16 protein-coding genes are annotated in these 19,043 nt (G+C 63.5%); 3 read left to right on the top strand and 13 right to left on the bottom strand.

Annotated features, from left to right (window positions below; translation table 11 throughout):
• Both CFR76_RS13510 and CFR76_RS13505 read right to left on the bottom strand, forming a co-directional pair.
• The coding region (locus CFR76_RS13510; RefSeq protein WP_146222680.1) for a transposase at positions 1–217 on the bottom strand (217 nt) is incomplete at its 3' end.
• A 165-nt stretch (positions 218–382) separates the two neighbouring features.
• Positions 383–1,138, bottom strand: coding sequence for a tRNA1(Val) (adenine(37)-N6)-methyltransferase (locus tag CFR76_RS13505; RefSeq protein WP_110557497.1), 756 nt, complete (start codon positions 1,136–1,138; stop codon positions 383–385).
• Positions 1,139–1,337: 199 nt separating this feature from the next.
• Here CFR76_RS13505 and CFR76_RS13500 point away from each other — a divergent pair, with 199 nt between their 5' ends.
• Entirely contained in the window at positions 1,338–2,342 is a 1,005-nt protein-coding gene (locus CFR76_RS13500) for a polyprenyl synthetase family protein (RefSeq protein WP_110557496.1), read from the top strand.
• 175 nt (positions 2,343–2,517) lie between these two features.
• On the opposite strand, the gene CFR76_RS13495 is transcribed toward CFR76_RS13500, so the two are convergent.
• Both CFR76_RS13495 and CFR76_RS13490 read right to left on the bottom strand, forming a co-directional pair.
• Positions 2,518–3,345, bottom strand: a complete 828-nt coding sequence (locus tag CFR76_RS13495) for a glutamate racemase (protein WP_110557495.1) — start codon at positions 3,343–3,345, stop codon at positions 2,518–2,520.
• A gap of 14 nt (positions 3,346–3,359) precedes the next feature.
• Positions 3,360–4,121: an orotate phosphoribosyltransferase gene (locus CFR76_RS13490; protein WP_025438707.1), complete on the bottom strand. Its 762-nt coding sequence runs from the start codon at positions 4,119–4,121 to the stop codon at positions 3,360–3,362.
• 227 nt (positions 4,122–4,348) lie between these two features.
• Between CFR76_RS13490 and CFR76_RS13485 the strand changes: the two genes are divergently transcribed.
• Complete coding sequence (locus tag CFR76_RS13485; protein WP_010508037.1) at positions 4,349–4,603, top strand: hypothetical protein; 255 nt, start codon at positions 4,349–4,351, stop codon at positions 4,601–4,603.
• A gap of 84 nt (positions 4,604–4,687) precedes the next feature.
• Here the strand turns inward: CFR76_RS13485 and CFR76_RS13480 are convergent, their stop codons facing one another.
• The 5 genes from CFR76_RS13480 to CFR76_RS13460 all read right to left on the bottom strand — a co-directional run bounded on the left by CFR76_RS13480 (position 4,688) and on the right by CFR76_RS13460 (position 9,886).
• Positions 4,688–6,628 carry a DUF2075 domain-containing protein gene (locus CFR76_RS13480; RefSeq protein ID WP_110557494.1) on the bottom strand — a complete coding sequence of 647 codons (1,941 nt, stop codon included), beginning with the start codon at positions 6,626–6,628 and terminating at the stop codon, positions 4,688–4,690.
• A 111-nt stretch (positions 6,629–6,739) separates the two neighbouring features.
• The gene (gene gltA, locus CFR76_RS13475) at positions 6,740–8,038 is read right to left on the bottom strand and encodes a citrate synthase (RefSeq protein ID WP_110557493.1); all 1,299 of its coding nucleotides are present in this window, start codon (positions 8,036–8,038) and stop codon (positions 6,740–6,742) included.
• Between the two features lie 219 nt (positions 8,039–8,257).
• Positions 8,258–8,809 (bottom strand): SixA phosphatase family protein, encoded by a 552-nt coding sequence (locus CFR76_RS13470; protein WP_110557492.1) that lies wholly within the window; start codon positions 8,807–8,809, stop codon positions 8,258–8,260.
• 7 nt (positions 8,810–8,816) lie between these two features.
• The gene (locus CFR76_RS13465) at positions 8,817–9,137 is read right to left on the bottom strand and encodes a chorismate mutase (RefSeq protein ID WP_110557491.1); all 321 of its coding nucleotides are present in this window, start codon (positions 9,135–9,137) and stop codon (positions 8,817–8,819) included.
• Between the two features lie 41 nt (positions 9,138–9,178).
• Complete coding sequence (locus CFR76_RS13460) at positions 9,179–9,886, bottom strand: metallophosphoesterase (RefSeq protein WP_167402147.1); 708 nt, start codon at positions 9,884–9,886, stop codon at positions 9,179–9,181.
• Between the two features lie 613 nt (positions 9,887–10,499).
• Here CFR76_RS13460 and CFR76_RS13455 point away from each other — a divergent pair.
• Positions 10,500–12,017 (top strand): acetyl-CoA hydrolase/transferase family protein, encoded by a 1,518-nt coding sequence (locus CFR76_RS13455; protein WP_110557489.1) that lies wholly within the window; start codon positions 10,500–10,502, stop codon positions 12,015–12,017.
• 240 nt (positions 12,018–12,257) lie between these two features.
• On the opposite strand, the gene CFR76_RS13445 is transcribed toward CFR76_RS13455, so the two are convergent.
• The 4 genes from CFR76_RS13445 to ybeY all read right to left on the bottom strand — a co-directional run bounded on the left by CFR76_RS13445 (position 12,258) and on the right by ybeY (position 18,994).
• Positions 12,258–16,796 (bottom strand): AAA family ATPase, encoded by a 4,539-nt coding sequence (locus tag CFR76_RS13445; protein WP_110557487.1) that lies wholly within the window; start codon positions 16,794–16,796, stop codon positions 12,258–12,260.
• Positions 16,797–16,812: 16 nt separating this feature from the next.
• Positions 16,813–17,436 (bottom strand): thioredoxin domain-containing protein, encoded by a 624-nt coding sequence (locus CFR76_RS13440; protein ID WP_110557486.1) that lies wholly within the window; start codon positions 17,434–17,436, stop codon positions 16,813–16,815.
• A gap of 134 nt (positions 17,437–17,570) precedes the next feature.
• Entirely contained in the window at positions 17,571–18,485 is a 915-nt protein-coding gene (locus tag CFR76_RS13435) for a hemolysin family protein (protein ID WP_110557501.1), read from the bottom strand.
• On the bottom strand, positions 18,482–18,994 hold the full coding sequence (ybeY, locus tag CFR76_RS13430; protein ID WP_110557485.1) for an rRNA maturation RNase YbeY: 513 nt from the start codon (positions 18,992–18,994) through the stop codon (positions 18,482–18,484). Before ybeY ends, CFR76_RS13435 begins: the two co-directional genes overlap by 4 nt.
• Positions 18,995–19,043: the final 49 nt, after the last annotated feature.

The following is a 19,043-nucleotide window of genomic DNA, read 5'->3' as shown; positions in this document are numbered from 1 at the left end:
CGGCTTTCATCCAGTCGCTGTAGCGCGAGTAGACCGAGTTCCAATGTCCGAAATATGTCGGCAGATCCCGCCATGGACTGCTGGTCCGCGCAATCCACAGGACCGCCTCGATGAAAAGGCGGTTATCCTTTCCGCTGCGCCCCCGATCCGTCTTCTTGCCAAGGCACAGGGGTTCCATCTTCGCCCATTGGGCATCCGTCAGTATGAAGCGATCCATACAGACCTTGAATCACATCCAGATGCCTCAGAAAAGTATAATTCCCAACAGGCCCTGAAAAAAGCTTCAGCAAAAAATTTTCCCCATCTGTGGGATGCTTCACGGGCTGACTTCCAAACCGTTTTCGGGGGCGGGATTGGTGGCGCCAGTTTCGCGCATGGGGCATCAGGACGGCAGGGGCGCGCCGTCCTCCAGCACCGCGCGGGCGGCGGGGGTGAATGCGCCGCTGGCTTCATGCAGCGTCAGGCCTGGCAGCATTTCGCTGCCGGCGCGGGAATTCGCGCGGCCCTGCACCAGCACGATCCGCGCGGCATGCCCCTGGCGCGGCCAGAAGGGAAAGACCCGGATACGGCCCAGCCGCGTGTCCTCCATCGCGGCAATACTGGCGGATAGCAGGCTGGCGGGCAGGGCAAGCGTCAGGGTGCCATGGTGGCGCAGCTGGGCCGCCAGCGTGCGCACCCACGCCAGCAGCGTGCCTGCGGGCAGGCGGCGGGCAAGATCACGCTGCATGTGCGCCGACGCGGACGAATCATGCCCATGCCATGGCGGGTTGGCGAAGGCATGGTCGATGCGGCGCATGCCCGGTCCCGACAGCAGCGGGTCATCGGGCAGGGCGGGAATGCTGGCCACGCGCACGCGCAGGTCATGGCGCCCGTTCAGGGCAAGGTTGTGCCCGGCCAGTGCGGCGGTGGCAGGGTCCTGTTCCAGCCCGACTCCCGCAAGGCGGGGCACCCGATTCGTCAGGCACAGCAGCCCTGCGCCCGCGCCGCATCCGCCTTCCAGCACGACCTCTCCGGCGCGCGCGGGGACGAAAGCCGCCATCAGAACAGGTTCCAATCCGGTCCTGTTTCCGGTGGGAAACTGGCGATAGACCACCTTTCCGCCCAGCAGGGTGCCCGTCGTGACCGGGGCATCGCCCATGGGGGAAAGGGATTGCATATCATCAGTCCCGCGCGGGGTGTGTGCGTGGTCTGGCTTGACCGTTATTCCAGCGCCGCCCATATACTCATATCTATGTTCATACATTCGGAACCGGGAGAGTAACCTTTTGGCCCTAGCAGTTAGTCTGCCGGAATCCGACGAAACGGCAAGTCAGAAAGACGAAGGGGCTCGCCGCCCGATGGCAGATGGATCAGAAGTCGCCCTGCGTGACCTGGCGGACTATCTCGCAGAGGACATGGCCGCGTGTAACCGCGCCATTGTCGAGCGGATGGACAGCCCGGTCGCGCTCATTCCCCAGCTTGCGGCCCATCTGGTCGCCGCGGGCGGCAAGCGGCTGCGCCCGCTGCTGACGCTGGCGTCCGCCCGCCTGTGTGGCTACCAGCCCGACGCCACGCACCAGCGGCACGTGGCGCTGGCGGCCTGCGTGGAATTCATTCACACCGCAACCCTGCTGCATGACGACGTGGTGGACGAAAGTTCCCTGCGGCGTGGCATGGCCAGCGCGAATGCGGTGTTCGGCAACAAGGCATCGGTGCTGGTGGGCGACTTCCTGTTCGCCCGGTCCTTCCAGCTCATGACGGATGATGGCTCGCTCAAGGTCATGAATATCCTCTCATCCGCTTCCGCCACGATCGCGGAAGGGGAAGTGTTGCAGATGTCCACCCAGAACGATCTTTCCACACGGATTGACCAGTATCTGGAAGTCATTCATGGCAAAACTGCGGCACTGTTCGCCGCCGCCTGCCGCGTGGGCGCGGTCGTGGCCGACCGGGAAGGGGCGGAGGAACACGCCCTCGAATCCTACGGCACCAATCTGGGCATGGCGTTCCAGCTGGTGGATGACGCGCTGGATTACGCCGCCGACCAGGCCCGTCTGGGCAAGACGGTGGGTGATGACTTCCGCGAAGGCAAGATCACCCTGCCGGTGCTGGCGGCCTATGCCGCTGGCTCGGAAGCGGATCGCGCCTTCTGGCATCGCGTGATCGAGGAAAGCGAACAGACGCCCGAAGACCTTGACCATGCCCTCAGACTGATCGAGCAGACCGGGGCCATCCGCACCACGCTGGACCGGGCGACGGAATACGCCACGGCCGCGCGTGAAGCGCTGTCCATCTTCCCCCCCGGCCACCTGCGCCAATTGCTGCAGGATACGGCAAGCTATACCGTCAACCGCCTGCGTTAAGCGGGCGGGTCAGGGTAGCCTGCTGATAAGGAATCAAAGTTTCCGGGTGCCGCCTTTTTGAAAAAAGGCGGCACCCGGAAACTTTTGTTATTTTTTATCAAGAAGTTAATTTCAAACAGTCTCTTACCCAAAACTTTGTTCAGGGATAAGGATTCCGGGCATCGGCCGCGCCTGCTCAGGAATGGGTCGTCATGTCTTCGCTGAACAGGCACGGCGCGTCTGCCGCGTAACCCAGCCTGCGCAGGCCGGGCAGCAGGGCGGGCAGGTCAGGTGGCATGGCGGTAAAGCAGACCCGTTCGGCCATGGGCGGCCGGTGATCGGCAGCCGTGCGGCACCCGGCCAGAATGCGCGCGGCCTGCCGGGCGACGGCGGGGGCCGGGTCCAGCCATGTGACATGGGCGGGGCCGGTTGCACGCATGGCGTCCAGCAGGAAGGTGTAATGCGTGCAGCCAATCCCGACCACGTCAATCCGGTTCCCGCCCGGCTGGCCAAACAGGCCGTCAAGCTCGGCTTTCAGGTGCTGGCGGTCAGGGGGGCTGCCCCGGAACGCGGCTTCCGCCATGTCGGCCAGACCGCGTGCGCCATAGGCCAGCAGGGTGCAGTCAGGGGCGAAGCGTGTGCGGAGATCATGCAGATAGGGCCGACGCACCGTGGCGCGGGTGGCCAGCAGGCCGATCGTGCCGGTGCCTGTCTGGTCCGCCGCCCATTTTATGGGGGGTACGCAGCCCACGAAGGGCACGTCATATGCCGCGCGCAGGCTGTCCAGCGCCAGCGTGCTGGCGGTATTGCACGCGACCACCACCGCATCGGGTTCGAGGCGGCCAATGGCCTGGCCCAGCAGGGTGACGATACGGTGTCGCAGCGCCGCGTCGGGCTGCTCGCCATAGGGAAAGACGGCGGTATCGGCCAGGTAATCGACCGCAACCCCCGGCAGGAGATCGCGGATGCGGGCCACGATCCCCAACCCCCCGATGCCGGAATCAAAGGCAAGGATGCGCGCCATCGACCTGTCCGGGATCAGGCCCCGGCGTCGCGCCTGGCCTTCAGCGCCAGCGCTTCCTCGGCGCTGCCCACGCCGCCATGTTTGGCCGACCATGCACAGGGGTCTTCAAGGAAGCGACGGACTTCGGCGGCATCCTTTTCCGAAAAGTAGGGCTTGCCCGCGCAGGCTTCCAGCACATCCCACCACGTACACAGCGCATGCAGGCTGATATCCATGTCGGCCAGCGTGCGGTAGGCGCCGGGGAACACGCCATAGAAGAACACGACAAAGGTATGGTCCACGATCGCGCCGGCCTTGCGCAGCGCGTTGGCGAACTGCACCTTGGACGACCCATCGGTGGTCAGGTCTTCCACCAGCAGGGTGCGCATGCCTTCGGGCACGTCGCCCTCGATCTGCGCATTGCGGCCAAAGCCCTTGGGCTTCTTGCGCACATAGGCCATGGGCGCCATCATGCGGTCGGCAATCCATGCGGCGAAGGGAATGCCCGCCGTCTCGCCGCCCACCACGGCGTCAATGCTTTCGTACCCCACGTGGCGACCGATCTTTTCCACCGCCAGTTCCATGATCTTCTGGCGCGCGCGCGGGAAGAAGATGATGCGGCGACAGTCGATATAGACCGGGGATTTCCAGCCGGATGTCAGGGTATAAGGTTCATCGGGGCGGAAATTGACGGCCTTGATTTCCAGCAGAAGGCGCGCGGTCATCAGTGCCGCGTCGCGGTCCCATGCCGTGGAGCCTGTTGAAAGTCCGGCCCCGTTCCCCGTGGCGTCGTGCATACCCTATCTCCGGCCAAATGATATGTGGTGTCGTCAATGACAGCACAGACGATTAACCGCAACAGATGTGAAAATCCATCTGTCTGCGCGGATTGCGGGCATAATTGCCGAAAAAAGGCCACATCGGAAACATAACGTGACCCGATCAGCGGAGTGTGAGGCCATGCGTACCTTGCCCCATGGGGGTATTCGATCTAATATCCCAATACTGATAATCATTCTCACCAATAGGTCATCGCATCGTGTCTGTTGAAAACAGTCGCATCTCTCGCAAGTGCGAGCGTGCCGTAATCACCGCCTATCAGGAACTGCGTGGCGTAGGGACCAGCGATGTGTCGGCTTTCCACGCCTGCACCACCCTGTACCGTATCCACCATCCCGAATCCTCGTTGAATGAGGCACGGCGCCTGGTGTCGGAATGGATCGACCATCACGTGATCCAAAAACGCCCCGGCCCCACGAATGGCTGCGAATGTGACTGATCCCGTTCCGGACATGAGCATTATAAAGGAGGGATGGACTGCATAAGCAGTCTGTTCCTTTGTCATATGTGATTAGGGGGACATTCAGGTTTCCAGCACCTGAAATCCACAAGTCAGCAAAAAGTTGTAAATTTTGTCGTATATAAGGGGGGAGCGTGTGAAATCATGCATATCGCCATGTGGGACAAATATGACGAGGCCTTGTCGTGCCCGCGTTAATAACACGCGATAAGCATTGATAAGATAGGCTTGGCGCATTGGATCACGGATTTGACTCCAGTGTGTTCCAACGAAGCGCCATGTTTCCCATTTTGTATCCTGACGTAAATTGGCATCCCAACACAGACAAGCCCAATCCAATTCCAATCCTTGTACGTCGAATTCTGTTGCCGCATCCTCTAACGCATCTGAAGATCGCACATCATTGGGTGACGCCAGAAACCATTTTGCCGGTTCAATTTGGGATTTAACAAAAATACCACAAGGTTTAAGGCGGCTTGCGTTTGACGAAGCTAAAAGCCCAGCACGTTCGTTGCCGCGTCGTTTGTTACGCAGCCAGTGTCTCGCTTTTGGTAAGTCACGTGTAATAAGCAATGGATAATGCAGCAGTGTTTCCTTGGTTTTTTGGGCATTCTCTGAATCGCCTTTCAGCACATATCCGACGAAATCAGAAAGTCTCTCTGCACGAAATGAACGAATAGAGGTGGCTAAATGAAGACTGGGAGCCAACACTTCGTTTGAAATTGAGCAAGAATGCGTCAAAGTTTCTGGTAGATGTGCCTGCCAATGGGGAAAAAAGCGTTGTAGCGCACGTAACCATTCTTCGATGCCAGCTTCACCGGTGTTAATTTCTTGGCCGTTTCCAACAAGGCAGATAATAGCGCACCAATCGGTATGACGATCCATTACGCTAAGCAAAAATTCAGGCTCTGACATGGAAAATTCATGTTGTCCTTTCTTTTGCTGCATAAATTTAGATGTTTGTTCAACGTTCCATGCACGTTGTGCTTCGTCAAATACAACAACTTTTTCGACGGGAGGTTGATCTGTCGTAAGGGCTTCGTCACGGAAATGATGGATATTTTGAATAAATGCACTTGCGCGTCGTCTTTCTTCCACCTTGCTTGATGAGTGACCTTTGGAGGCTGCTTGGGTGACGGCATCAAGTGCTAGTGCTTCACGCAGAACCTCAACAAGAGGACCATTTCCAGACAGGAAAACGGCGTGCTCATCACTATGTGCACGTTGTCGAGATGTGGCTATATTAAGACCAGCAAGCGTTTTACCTGAACCAGGGACGCCGGTGATAAAGCATATAATTTTATGATGTGTGTGTTTGGCGTTCTCAATGGCCTCAGCCACGTAATCTGCGGTATGCGTTAAATTCTCAACCCCGGATTCTGACCGTGAGATTTCTTTAACATCGTGGCCTTGATAAAGCGCTTGGGCTGCTTCAACGATGGTTGGGGTTGGTTTGTAACGGCCTTTAATCCATTTGTCGGCAGGGAAAGGTAAGGCATTTATATCAAGTGCTATGTGCTTCACTACGGCAGATAATAGGTTTGGTGTAACTTTTAACGGTTTAGCAAGACCGTCGGCATCCCAATGTACGTGTGGTTCATGCGATTCCTTTGCTTTTGTTGCGACAAGAATCGGCACGATTCGTTGACTGTGACTGGTTTCATGAAAATGTTTCAGATCTAAGGCGTAACCGTAAACCTGTTCCAAGCTAGATCGATCGAATTGAGAAGCTCCAACCTTATATTCGATTACATAAATTATCCCTTTAAACAGGATAACGAGATCAACCCGTCGTCCCATTCGTGGGATGAGAAATTCCATAAAGAAATGAGCACCGGGAAGCTGTTCTGCCAATTCCCGTAAATGTTTAATTTGGTAATCCCAGGCAGCTCTTTGCGTTGGTTCAACAGCGAAGGGAAGCTTCTGGGCTAATAAGCCGAATAAATAGCTATTATCCGAAAATTTAACATTTGATGCTTCGATTGATAAATATGCACGGTCCATGATCGCATGGTGACTTAAACAGTGTGCCGGGGCAATATTAGCCTAACTCATTGAATTTTTAAAATTAAATCATTATGCCAGGCAGAGATAGCTGCCTGGCATAGATTTTTTTTAACCCCGCTTGTCGAACGGCACGAAGTCGCGTTCCGGTGACCCGGTGTAAAGCTGGCGGGGGCGGCCGATGCGCTGGCCCGGTTCCTCGATCATTTCCTTCCACTGGCTGATCCAGCCGGTGGTGCGGGCGACCGCGAACAGCACGGTGAACATGCTGGTGGGAATGCCCATGGCCTTGAGGATGATGCCGGAATAGAAATCGACATTCGGGTACAGGCTGCGCTTGACGAAATATTCGTCGTGGATGGCGATCTTTTCCAGTTCGATCGCAAGGTCCAGCAGCGGGTCGTCCTTGATCCCCAGTTCGCCCAGCACCTCATGGCAGGTCGCCTGCATGATCTTCGCGCGCGGGTCGAAGTTCTTGTACACCCGGTGGCCAAAGCCCATCAGGCGCACGCCGCTGTTCTTGTCCTTCACCTTGGCGATGAATTCGGGGATGTTGTCCTTGTGCCCGATTTCAGCCAGCATTTTCAGCACGGCTTCGTTGGCGCCGCCATGGGCAGGCCCCCATAGGGCCGCGATACCGGCGGAAATGCAGGCAAACGGATTGGCCCCGGTGGAGCCGGCCAGCCGCACGGTGGATGTGGACGCATTCTGTTCATGGTCGGCGTGCAGGATCAGGATACGGTCCATGGCGCGCGCCAGGACGGGGTTGATCTTGTACGGCTCGCTGGGCATGGCGAACATCATGGACAGGAAGTTTTCCGCATAGGACAGGTCGTTGCGCGGATAGATGAAGGTCTCGCCCTGCGTGTATTTGTACGCCCATGCCGCAATGGTCGGGATCTTGGCGATGATGCGCAGGGCCGACTGGTAGCGCGTCGTCGCGTTCGAGACATCCAGCCCTTCATGATAGAAGGAGGACAGCGCCCCCACCGTGCCGCACAGGATGGCCATGGGGTGGGCGTCACGACGGAAACCGTTGAAGAAATTGCGGATCTGTTCGTGCAGCAGGGTGTGGTGCTTGATGGCGTTCACAAACCCGTCATACGCTGCCTTGTCCGGCAGTTCGCCGTTCAGCAGCAGGTAGGCCACTTCCATGAACGTCGCCTGTTCGGCCAGCTGCGCGATGGGATAGCCCCGGTGCAGCAGGATGCCCTTTTCACCATCAATGAACGTGATCTTGCTGGAGCATGAAGCGGTTTCGCCATAACCGGGATCATAGGTGAATACCCCGGCCTGCGCGGGCAGCTTGCGGATGTCGATGACATCCGGCCCCAGCGTGCCTGACAGTACCGGCAGGGCAACATCCTTGCCGTTCAGCGAGATTGTGGCGCTTTTTCCGGACTCGCTCATCTACAACACTCCTCTTGGGTGCCGGCCCTGCGCACATTGGGGCAGGGCGGCACATGTCTCCAACCTCCGGGCATCCTGTCGTTCGTGCGACAGTTGGTATGTCTGCCCAAATTTATATACCCGTGCGCCGCAGGGGCGGCGGTCAGCGGGCCTCGGGTCTGACGATAGGAACGAAAGCCCCGTCGTGGCAATCCGTCCCCCCCGCCTGTGGCAATGACATTATTGGCAAGACAGGCCGGTCAGGCGGATATCGCCGTCATCAGCCTGATTCCATGCCCGCGTGGCGGTAAAGCAGGCCATCGAGGCCGGTGGAAAGCCCAGATGCAGCGCATTTTCCAGCCCCGGCGGGCAGTGGCGCGCAGCCCAGTGCGCAACCAGCGCCTGCAGGCCGGGATTGTGGGCTAATATCATGATATTATTGATATTATCCGGCACTTCATACAGCAGGTCGCGTATGGTTTCCGGCATGGCGTCATACAGGGCGTTCACATATCGGATATCGGGCTGCCGATCGCCATAAAATGATCCGATCGCATCCAGCGTCTGGCGCGTGCGCACTGATGGGCTGACCATCACCAGTTCCGGCGCGAAGCGGCGCGCCCGCAACTGCGCGCCACGGCTGGCGGCGGACTGGCGGCCCCGGGCGGTCAGGGGGCGGTCAAGGTCGGCCTGCATCCCCATGTCGCCGAACGGGGCGGGGGCGGCCTGCGCATGGCGCATCAGCACCATCCGCCGGGTGGGGACGGGGCTGGCTGCCGGTGTGTCGGGCATCGGGGGATTACCGCCCTTCGCTGGCGGCTATGGCTTCATGGTGGCGGATGACCTCGCGGATGATGAAGGCGAGGAATTTTTCGGCGAAGTCCGGGTCCAGTTGGGCCGATCTGGCCAACTGGCGCAGGCGCGCGACCTGGCGGGCCTCACGCGCGGGGTCGGCGGGGGGCATGTGGCTGGTCGCCTTCAGCTTTCCCACCGCCTGCGTATGGCGGAAACGTTCGGCCAGCATGTAGATCAGGGCGGCATCGATGTTGTCGATGCTGCGGCGCAGTTCTTCCAGCTTCGCCAGTGCTGCGTCGTCCTGCGTGGCCTGGGTGGTGTTCATGGGGGAAGGCTCTCCTGAAATATGGGAATGCGTATGGGCTGCTAGAGGATGGGCGGCAGGTCGATCCACGCCAGGTGGCCACCCTTGCCCGCGCCGGTATCGGTAAAGATGGCCCGTCCGCCCATCCGGCCATGCCTGACCCATGGCCGCCCGTCGGTGGAACGGCGGTCATGCCCGCAATACACCGTATAGCCCGCGGGAATGTGATCGACCCAGTTCAGCCGCCGTTCAGGGTAGCCGTCCTTCTGCATCCGGCCCGTCGTCTCGCCAAACAGCGCGCGCGACAGCAGGGGGGTCACGGTGCCCAGCCCCGGCGGCGGCAGTTCGCCCAGCATGCGGACATGGAAGCCGCCATGCACGAATATCGACTGCCCCAGCACGATCCACGCGGGCGCGTGCGCCAGGTCGGCCAGCGCGCGCTGGAATACGTCGCTGTTTTCCTCGGCCATGAACTGGGCCAGGGTTTCCATCAGGGGCGGGTCGCGCCGCATCTTGCGCCCCTGCAGCGCGCGGGCCAGCTTGCGGTCATGGTTGCCCAGTATGAACAGCCCGCGCCCTTCATCAATCAGGCGCTGCATCAGGCGGAAGGCCCCGGCGCTGTCGGGGCCGTAATCCACCAGGTCGCCCAGTTGAATGACAAACCGGTCCGTCGCCGCGGCATGGCGGAAGGCGTGCAGGTCGCCATGCACGTCGCCCACCACGCGCAGGGGCCGCCCGGCCAGCAGGCCCGCAAGCGGGTGCGCCGGCATCGTGACCGGGGGTAGCGGGTAATCCCTCGCCGGGGCGGGCGGGGCCGTGCCTTCCCGTGCCATGACAGGCCTGTGAGAGGGAAATCGACGTCTCAAGCGAAAATCCTCTCCTGTCTCTTATGGCGGTGCCGCGTGCCGGTATCCCCCGATCGGGTCTTGCTGCCCATTATTCACAAGATTGGCCGCCTTTGCACTAGGGGTATGGCCAAGAATGTATCTTTAATGACACAAAACGGTTGCACGCGGGTAACGACATTCCGGCTGCCTGATGGAGTATATTGCCAAAAACACATACCAAAAATACACCCTGCGCATATCCCGCCCGGTGATGGAGCAAACGTGAAACCCGTCGCCGGAGTCCGGGCGCCGTGTCACACTCTTTTGTTGTGACGCCGGCTACCGGAGGGAGAACAGATGATGGCGTCATGCTGAAGTGAAACGCGGCGTCGGCGCATGGGGTGCAAAGGGAATACCCGCACCGCATGCGATGGCCAGGCAGGTCGGACAGGCGCGCGCACGATGGGGACAACGCAGCCCCCGCCAGACCGTGGCTGAGGCATACGACACATCCGGCGCAGGCCGGACATAACGATAAGAGTTTGAGGGAAAGTTCATGATCGACCACACCCGAATCCGGAATGCGGCGCTCCGGGCCAAGATCACCACCGCCGAGCAGGCGGCCTCCCTTGTCCGCCCGGGCAGCACGGTCGGCACCAGCGGCTTTACCGGCGCGGGTTACCCCAAGGCCGTGCCGCAGGCGCTTGCCGCCCTGATGGAGCGCGAACACGCCAAGGGTAACGAATACCGCATCCGGCTGCTGACCGGGGCCTCCACCGGGCCGGAACTTGATGGCGCGCTGGCCCGCGTCAACGGCATCTCCTTCCGCATGCCCTACAATTCCGATCCCGGCCTGCGCGCGCGCATCAACAAGGGCGAGACGGAATACCTCGACATGCATCTCAGCCACGTGGCCCCCATGGCATGGGCGGGCTTCTTTGGTGAGATCGACACCGCCATCATCGAGGCCACGGCCATCCGCGAGGACGGCAGCATTGTCCCGTCGTCTTCCGTCGGCAATTCCAAGACATGGCTGGATACCGCCAAGCAGGTGATCATCGAGGTCAATAGCTGGCAGGATGCAGCACTTGAGGGGATGCACGACATCTGGTACGGCGCGGCCCTGCCGCCCCACCGCCAGCCCATCCCGCTGCTGCGCCCCGATGACCGCATTGGCGGCACGTCGCTGAAGGTGGACCCCGACAAGATCGTGGCGATTGTCGAAACCAACGCGCCCGACCGCAACGCCCCGTTCTCGCCCCCCGACGAGACCGCGCATGCGATCGCGGGCCACCTTATGGAATTCTTCCGCCATGAAGTGAAAATGGGCCGCCTGCCGCCGTCGCTGCTGCCGCTGCAGTCCGGAGTTGGCAACGTGGCCAACGCCGTGATGGGCGGGCTGGAAAAGGGGCCGTTCAATGACCTGACCGCCTATACGGAGGTCATTCAGGACGGCATGCTGGGCATGCTGGAAACGGGCAAGATGCGGGTTGCGTCGGCCACGGCGTTCTCGCTCAGCCCCGAAGCCGCGGAATCGCTGAACGCCCGCATGCGTGAGTTCCAGAAGAAGATCATCCTGCGCCCGCAGGACATCAGCAACCATCCCGGCTTGATCCGCCGCCTTGGCTGTATCGCCATGAACGGCCTGATCGAATCTGACATTTATGGCAACGTGAACTCGACCCAGATCATGGGGTCGAAAATCCAGAACGGCATCGGCGGCTCGGGCGACTTTGCCCGCAACGCCTATATTTCCGTGTTCATGACGCCATCCACCGCCAAGGGCGGCAAGATTTCCGCCATCGTGCCCATGGCGTCGCATGTCGACCACATCACGCAGGATTCGCAGGTGCTGGTGACCGAGCAGGGTCTGGCCGACCTGCGTGGTCTGTCGCCCAAGCAGCGCGCGGAAGTCATCATCGCCAACTGTGCGCATCCCGACTACCGCCCGATGCTGCAGGATTACTACAAGCGCGCCCGCGCGGGTTCGTTTGGCCAGCAGTCGCCGCACCTGTTGACCGAAGCCCTGTCGTGGCACCAGCGCTTCATCGATACCGGCAGCATGCTGCCGTAATTACCAAAGTCCTGTTTCCGCATGGCGACACGATGCCCGCAGGGAAGGTGGCGGATGATGACCGCCCCTTTCCCATGCAGGCATGCCATGCCTGTAAAAGGGGCCTGGGGGAGAATGGTTCCCGCAGGCCCCTTAAAAGTCAGCAGTTTTTGGTGACGCTTTTTTCAAAAAGCTTCAGGGAACGCCGCTTTTTTGGAAAAAGGCGGCACCCGGAAACTTTTGTTTTTTAATAACAGCATCTTACGTGGTGGACGTATCCACCATTTCGGTGGCGCGTTCCAGGTCGACTGACAGCACGCGGCTGACCCCGCGTTCCTGCATCGTCACGCCATACAGGCGATCCATATGCGCCATGGTCAGCTGGTGGTGGGTCACGACAAGGAAGCGCGTGCCCGCTTCGGCCACCATGTCGCCCAGCAGGGCGCAGAAACGGCCCACATTGGCATCATCCAGCGGGGCGTCGACCTCATCCAGCACGCAGATGGGTGCCGGATTGCAGCGGAAGACCGCGAAAATCAGCGACAGCGCCGTCAGCGCCTGTTCCCCGCCCGACAGCAGCGACAGCGTCGCCAGCTTCTTGCCCGGCGGCTGGGCATAGATTTCCAGCCCCGCCTGCAGCGGGTCATCATTGCCCACCATGCCCAGATGCGCCCGCCCGCCATTGAACATGCGCGCGAACAGCGACTGGAAATGCTGGTCGATCTGGGAAAACACGGCCATCAGCCGCTCGCGCCCCTCGCGGTTCAACTGGCCGATCATGCCGCGCAGGCGGGCGATGGCGGATTGCAGTTCGTCGCGTTCGTGCAGGATGGTGTCGATCTTGCCCGATGCGTCCTGCGCCTCGATTTCGGCACGCAGGTTGACGGGGCCAAGCTCGTCACGCTGTCGGGTCAGGCGGGCGAGCTTGCGGCGCAGGCCGGTTTCGGCATTCGCGCTCAGGTCGGCCGGGACCACACCCGCTGGCGGCTGCGATTCCGCCTGCAACTGCGCCAGCAACACCTGCGCCTGTTCCCGCCTGCCTTCGGCGCGGACCAGTTCCTCCCGCGCAGCGGTCAGGACCTCTTCCGCCGTGCGGCGGCCGGCCTGCAGTTCGCCCTGGCGGTCCTGCGCCTGCTGCAGGGCCGTCGCCGCCACGTCATGGCTGGCGGCATACTGTTCCAGTTCGGTCGTGACGGCATCCCGCCGCGCACGCACCGCCACGGGTTCGGGGGCCAGGCGTTCATGTTCGGCGCGCGCGTTGTCCAGCCGGGCCTGGGCGGCTTCGGCCTCCAGTGCCGCGGCTTCAACGCGGTCGGTCCATTGCACCAGTTCCTGTAGCGACGCGTCAAAACGCTGGCGCAGGGCGGTTTCTTCCGCCTGTAGCTGCGCCACGGCGTCGCGGCGTTCATGCTCCTGCGCGCGCAGGGCCTCATCGCGCGCGCGCAGTGCGCCCAGCGCGTGGTCCAGCCCGGCAATGTCGGGCAGGGCGGCCAGCCGTTCCCGCGCATTTCCCACCGCTTCATCCGCCTGCGCCACCGCAAGGGACAGGTCCGCCATCCGTGCCCGGCGGGCTTCCAGCCGTGCGCCGGTGTCGCGCATGGCCTGTTCCAGCCCCGCGCGGGTCGTGCGGGCGTGTTCCAGTTGCGCGGTCGTGGCCTCCACCGCGTCACGTGCCTGTTTCAGGGCCTGTTCCGCGTCACTGGCGGCGGTCGTGGCCTGCCGTGCGGCCGCGTCGGTAATGTCGGGGGCGGGCAGGGCGGCCAGGTGCTCGCGCCGTGTGGCCAGTTCGGCCGCCAGCGCGTCGCGGTCGGTTTCCAGCCGCGCCAGTTCGGGCTGCATGGCCTGCAGGCGGGTTTCGGCCTCGCCATGGCTGGACATGGTGGCCTGCATGGCCTGACGGGCCTGTTCCAGCTTCGTTTCGGCCTGCTGGCGGGTGGCGCGCAGCCCGCTTTCATGGGCCTGCGCCTGTGCCGCCTGTGTGCTGGCGGCCTTCTGCGCCTGTTCCAGCCGGGCCATATCCGGCAGGCTGTCAGCCTGTGCCTGCGCGCGCTCGCAGGCGGCCTGCGCTTCCTTCAGGGCGGCGGCGGCCGTGTCCTGCTGCATGGCCAGCGTGTCGATCTGGGCGGTGATGGTGGCGTGCCGCCGTGACAGGTCGGCTTCAAGCGTGCGGCAGGCGCCCAGCGCGTTTTCGGCGCTGGCGCGGGCTGTTCGCGCGGCCTCAAGTTCCCGTGCCGCCTGTTCGCGGGCGCTGGCGGCGGTGCTGGCGGCCTGTCCCAGCGCCGGGATTCCGGCGCGGGCCTGTTCCAGTTCCGTGCGCAGTGTCCGCAGGCGGCCAAGCTGCTTCAGCCGCAGGGCCGCGCGTCCGGGCAGGTTGGGGGCCTGTGCATAGCCATCCCATCGCCACAGCGCACCATCGCGCGTGACAAGGCATTGCCCCGGCGCAAGGGCCGCCTGCAAGGCCGCCCCATCCATGCCATCGGGCAGCAGCCCCGCGGCCCCCAGCGCGCGGGACAGGGCGGGCGGCGCGTCCAGCAGGGTGGAGAGCGGCTGGATATCGGTGGCGGGGAAGGGGGCGGGCGTGGTCGCGGGCAGGTCGTGCCATTCGCGCGGTGCCCTGCCCTTCAGCGTGGCGTTCAGCCCATCCGACAGGACAACGGCCAGCGCGGTTTCCAGCCCGGCGGGGACATGCAGGCTTTCCGCCAGGGTCGCACCGGATTCGGGGGCGTGGCCCGTATCGCTGTCGCTGTGTAATGCGCGGGCAAGGCCGTCGGCTTCCGCTTCCAGCCCCGACAGGGCGGCGCGGGCCTGTGACAGGCGGCCCGCACCGGCTTCATCCGCGCGCGTGGCGGCGACAGCGGCGGTTTCGGTTGCCACCATGTGCTGCCGTGCGGCCTCCAGCGCGGCCTCGGCGGCTTCACGCCTGCTGACAAGGGCGTGCAGCTCCGCATCCGGCACCGCCTGCGCGCGCAGGCGCTCCATGCTGGCGGCCAGCGTGTCCACCTCGCCCTGCGCGCGCTGCCGTGCCGCCTGTGCCCCCCGCAGGGCTTCTTCCGAGCTGTGGCGGGTGGCGCGGGCGTCCTTCAGGCGGGCATTGGCCTGTATTTCGGCCTGCGTCGCCTGCGCGCGGGCATCTTCAGCAGCATCCAGTTCCGCGCGGATGGCGGCCAGTGCCGCCTCCGCCCCGCCTGCCACCTGCGTCAGGCGCTGGCGTTCGGTTTCGGGCACAAGGCTGGCGCGGGCCTTTTCCACATGGGCGCGCACGCTGGCGATATTGCGTTCCAGTGCATCCAGCCGGTCGCGCACCGCATTGGCATCATGCGTCGCCTGTTCATGCAACCGGCGGCTTTCGGTGGCGGCATTGCGGGCCAGGCCGGCCTGCAGCACGGCTTGCGAATGGGCGTGGGTCGCGGCTTCGCGCGTGGCCAGTGCCTCGCTCGCGGACTGTTCGGCTTCGGTGATCCGCGCATCATGTTCGGCAATCGCGGCTTCGGTCGGCATGGCGGCTTCAAGGCCCGCGATCTCGGTGGCCAGTTCCGCCCGCTGGGCCATAAGGCGTTCATGTGCCGCAGTGGCCGTGTCCAGCACCTCACGCGCCTGCGTGGTCTGGAGCTGGGCTTCGCGCAGGGTCGTGGTGGCCTGTTCCACGCGCTTGGCCATGTCCGTCATGGCCTGCGCCAGTGCGGCGCGTTCGGCCTGTGCGGCTTCACGCAATGCGGGCAGGGCGGACAGGCGTTCTTCCACCTGCGCGCGTTCGGCCACAAGCCGGTCGCGCATGACGGTGGCGTCGTCCCGCCGGGCAACGGCCGCCGCATGCACGGTTTCGCATTCGGTCAGCCGCGTGCGGGCGGCCTCCAGCGCGGCTTCGGCGCGGGCCAGTTCATCGGCAATGGTTTCGGCACGTACCTTGAACCGTTCCAGTTCGGTGCGGCGCGTGTCCAGTTCCTCGCGCAATGCGGGCAGGGTCCGGGCGACTTCGTAATCCGCGATCACGGCGCTTTCGGCTACGTCTTCCGCAGCCTTCAGGTCGCGCCTTGCCGCGTGCAGGGCGGTTTCGCCATCGGCCACGGCCTTGTGCGCACGTGCGTGCAGCAGCGCGAGCAGGGCGATTTCCGCTTCCCGCAGCCCCTGTGACAGTTCACGGTACTGGCCCGCCTGTTCGGACTGTTCCTGCAAATCGCCCAGCCGGGCTTCAAGCTGGATGCGCAGGTCTTCGGCGCGGGCCAGGTTGGCTTCGGTCGCGCGCAGTTTCAACTCGGCTTCATGCCGGCGGCCATGCAGGCCGGTAATGCCCGCGGCTTCCTCCAGGATGGTGCGGCGTTCCTCGGGCCGGGCGTTGACCAGTGCGGAGACGCGGCCCTGGCTGACCATGGCCGATGACCGCGCGCCCGATGCCAGGTCGGCAAACAGCGTCTGCACGTCGCGCCCGCGCGTGGTGCGGCCATTGATGCGGTAGCCGCTGCCTGCCCCCCGCTCCGCGCGCCGGCATACCTGCAGTTCGTCCTGCCCCGTAAAGGGAGCGGGGGCGACTTCGGCCGCCCCTTCCAGCGTCAGGGTGACGTCCGCCATGTTGCGCGCAGCGCGCGCGGTGGTCCCGGCGAAGATCAGGTCGTCCATTTCCCCGCCGCGCAGCGAACGGGCGTTGGTTTCGCCCATGACCCAGCGCAGGGCCTCGACCACGTTGGACTTGCCGCAGCCATTCGGCCCGACAATGCCCGTAAGCCCCGGCAGGATATCGACGGAAACCGGGTCGGCGAAGCTTTTGAACCCTGCGATGCGCAGCCGGACGAAACGGGCGGTCATGACGGGAAGGCTCCGGTCACTGCGCCGCCGCTTCGACCTTCTTGGCGAACTCCTCGTAATTCAGTTCCTGTGCCACCTGCTCCCTGTCGTTGAAGCGGAAGGTGGGGGTGCCGTCGATCTTGTACTGCGCCTGCGCGCGGTCTTCCTCATCCATGATGGTGTGGCGCAGCTTGTCGTCGTGGACGGTCTGCTGGAACGTGTCGGCCGACATGCCGGCAAGGGCCGCCATTTTCTGGATCTGTTCCTCGGGGTTCACGTCCTTGCCGAACGCCCAGCGGTCCTGGCTGGACAGCAGGGCCAGCACGAAGGGTTCATAGCGTTCGGGCGGCAGGGCGCGGGCGACCATGGATGCGGTCAGCGCCACCTGGTCCAGCGGGAAATCACGGAAAATGTAATATACCTTGCCCGTGTCGATCAGCTTGCTGCGGATTTCGGGGAACACTTCGGCGGCGAAGCGCGCGCAATGCGTGCAGGTCAGCGAAAACCATTCCTCCACATGCACTTTGGCCTGCGGGTTGCCCACCGCGCGGATGGACAGGCGCGGGTCGGCGTCCTGCGCCATGGCCCTGCCGGACAGCAGGCCACCGCCGGTGATCAGCGCGGGGGCAAGGGCAAGCAGGGTGCGGCGTTTGATGGGCATCACGGGTCACTCTCCGGTGTGGGACTGGATGGGGGATAAAACCCCGGCGCGGCGAGTGTAAAGAGGCGACGCGCGCGCGTAAATCCATTCCGCGCGCCATGGCACGCCCGCATGGCGCGGGCGTGCCGCCATGTTCAGGCGGCGGGCGGCGGCTCACGCGGGGGCAGGCGCACGCGCACATGGCGGATATGGCGGGCATCCGCGTCAAGGATGCGGAAAACCATGCCGCTTTCGTGGGTTACGACTTCGCCGCGCGTCGGGACGTGACCGGCCAGGCGGAAGACCAGCCCGCCCACGGTCTCGATCTCGGCCTCGCGTTCCTCGCGCGTCAGGATCGGGCCGACCTTTTCCTCAAACGTGGCGACCGGGGTGCGGGCGTCCACTTCCAGCGTGCCGTCCGGCCGCTCGCGTATCATGTTGGCCGCGGGTTCGTCATGTTCGTCCGAAATGTCGCCCACGATCGTCTCGATCAGGTCCTCGATGGTGACCAGGCCGTCAATGCCGCCATATTCGTCAATCACCAGCGCCAGGTGGACATGGCGGACGCGCATCTGCAGCAGCAGGTCCAGCACCGGCAGCTGGGGTGCGACCATAAGCGGCTGGCGCAGCAGGGGTTCCATGCGAAAGGCTTCGGACGTGCCGACATAGGCGATCAGGTCCTTCACATGGATCATGCCCACGATGTCATCCAGCTGGCCGCGATAGACCGGCATGCGGGAATGGTTTTCCCGCCGCATCATGGCCAGGGCCTCATCCAGGCTGATATCGACGGGCATGGCCACGATATCGGCGCGCGGGATCATCACGTCATCGGCCGTGATCCCGCGCAGGCGCAGTACGTTGGCCAGCAGGGCGCGTTCCTGCCGGTCCAGTTCGGACGACCGGGGATCGGCCTCGTCCCCCGCCGCGTCATCGGCTTCCTTGACCAGCGCGGCAATGGAATGGCGCAGTCCCTGTTCGCCGCGCCTGCGGCTGAACAGCGACAGGAATCCCTTGCCGCGCGACCCGGACGGAGGTTCCGCGCCCGCGTCATTGCCGTTCCGGCTCATGACCGTGCCCCCCGCGTGGTGGCCATGCGGCCGGGTTTCCACGGATTGGCGATGCCAAGCCCGGACAGGGTGCGGGCTTCGAGCATCTCCATCTCCCGCGCCTCGCCGGGGTGATGGTGGTCATGCCCGGCCAGGTGCAGGACGCCGTGGATGACGAGGTGGGCGAGGTGGGCGGCCATCGTGCGGCCCGCCGCGCGGGCCTCGCGCGCCACCGTCCCGAACGCGATGATGATGTCACCGCCCCATATGCCGCCGCCCGCATGGGCCGGGGCGTATTCGAATGTCAGGACATTGGTGGGCTTGTTGCGGCCGCGATGGCGCCAGTTCATCCGGGCCACCGTGCGGTCATCGGCCAGTACGACCGTCACCGGCCCATGGCGTCCCGTGGCCTGCAGCGCGGCCTGCACGGCGCGCGCCACCACCCGCGCCGGGCGGGGGACGGCGCGGTTCCAGCGCCGGTCCGCCACGGTTATGTCGGGGCCGTCCATTCCGGCCGGAAGGACGGGCATGCCAGCCCGTCCCGCTGCATCCGCGACCCCGCCGGAATGGGCGGGGCCT

Origin of the sequence: Komagataeibacter swingsii, from assembly GCF_003207895.1 — a bacterium.
Classification (GTDB): domain Bacteria; phylum Pseudomonadota; class Alphaproteobacteria; order Acetobacterales; family Acetobacteraceae; genus Komagataeibacter; species Komagataeibacter swingsii.
Note: the sequence above shows the minus strand (reverse complement) of the source record. Positions and strands in the feature narration are given on the sequence as shown.

Excerpts from the sequence above, each read along its gene's own strand:
- CFR76_RS13505 (WP_110557497.1), bottom strand. The coding sequence starts at position 1,138 with ATGGGCGATGCCCCGGTCACGACGGGCACCCTGCTGGGCGGAAAGGTG.
- CFR76_RS13500 (WP_110557496.1), top strand. The coding sequence starts at position 1,338 with ATGGCAGATGGATCAGAAGTCGCCCTGCGTGACCTGGCGGACTATCTC.
- CFR76_RS13495 (WP_110557495.1), bottom strand. The coding sequence starts at position 3,345 with ATGGCGCGCATCCTTGCCTTTGATTCCGGCATCGGGGGGTTGGGGATC.
- CFR76_RS13490 (WP_025438707.1), bottom strand. The coding sequence starts at position 4,121 with ATGCACGACGCCACGGGGAACGGGGCCGGACTTTCAACAGGCTCCACG.
- CFR76_RS13480 (WP_110557494.1), bottom strand. The coding sequence starts at position 6,628 with ATGGACCGTGCATATTTATCAATCGAAGCATCAAATGTTAAATTTTCG.
- gltA (WP_110557493.1), bottom strand. The coding sequence starts at position 8,038 with ATGAGCGAGTCCGGAAAAAGCGCCACAATCTCGCTGAACGGCAAGGAT.
- CFR76_RS13470 (WP_110557492.1), bottom strand. The coding sequence starts at position 8,809 with ATGCCCGACACACCGGCAGCCAGCCCCGTCCCCACCCGGCGGATGGTG.
- CFR76_RS13465 (WP_110557491.1), bottom strand. The coding sequence starts at position 9,137 with ATGAACACCACCCAGGCCACGCAGGACGACGCAGCACTGGCGAAGCTG.
- CFR76_RS13460 (WP_167402147.1), bottom strand. The coding sequence starts at position 9,886 with ATGCCGGCGCACCCGCTTGCGGGCCTGCTGGCCGGGCGGCCCCTGCGC.
- CFR76_RS13455 (WP_110557489.1), top strand. The coding sequence starts at position 10,500 with ATGATCGACCACACCCGAATCCGGAATGCGGCGCTCCGGGCCAAGATC.
- CFR76_RS13445 (WP_110557487.1), bottom strand. The coding sequence starts at position 16,796 with ATGACCGCCCGTTTCGTCCGGCTGCGCATCGCAGGGTTCAAAAGCTTC.
- CFR76_RS13440 (WP_110557486.1), bottom strand. The coding sequence starts at position 17,436 with ATGCCCATCAAACGCCGCACCCTGCTTGCCCTTGCCCCCGCGCTGATC.
- CFR76_RS13435 (WP_110557501.1), bottom strand. The coding sequence starts at position 18,485 with ATGAGCCGGAACGGCAATGACGCGGGCGCGGAACCTCCGTCCGGGTCG.
- ybeY (WP_110557485.1), bottom strand. The coding sequence starts at position 18,994 with ATGCCCGTCCTTCCGGCCGGAATGGACGGCCCCGACATAACCGTGGCG.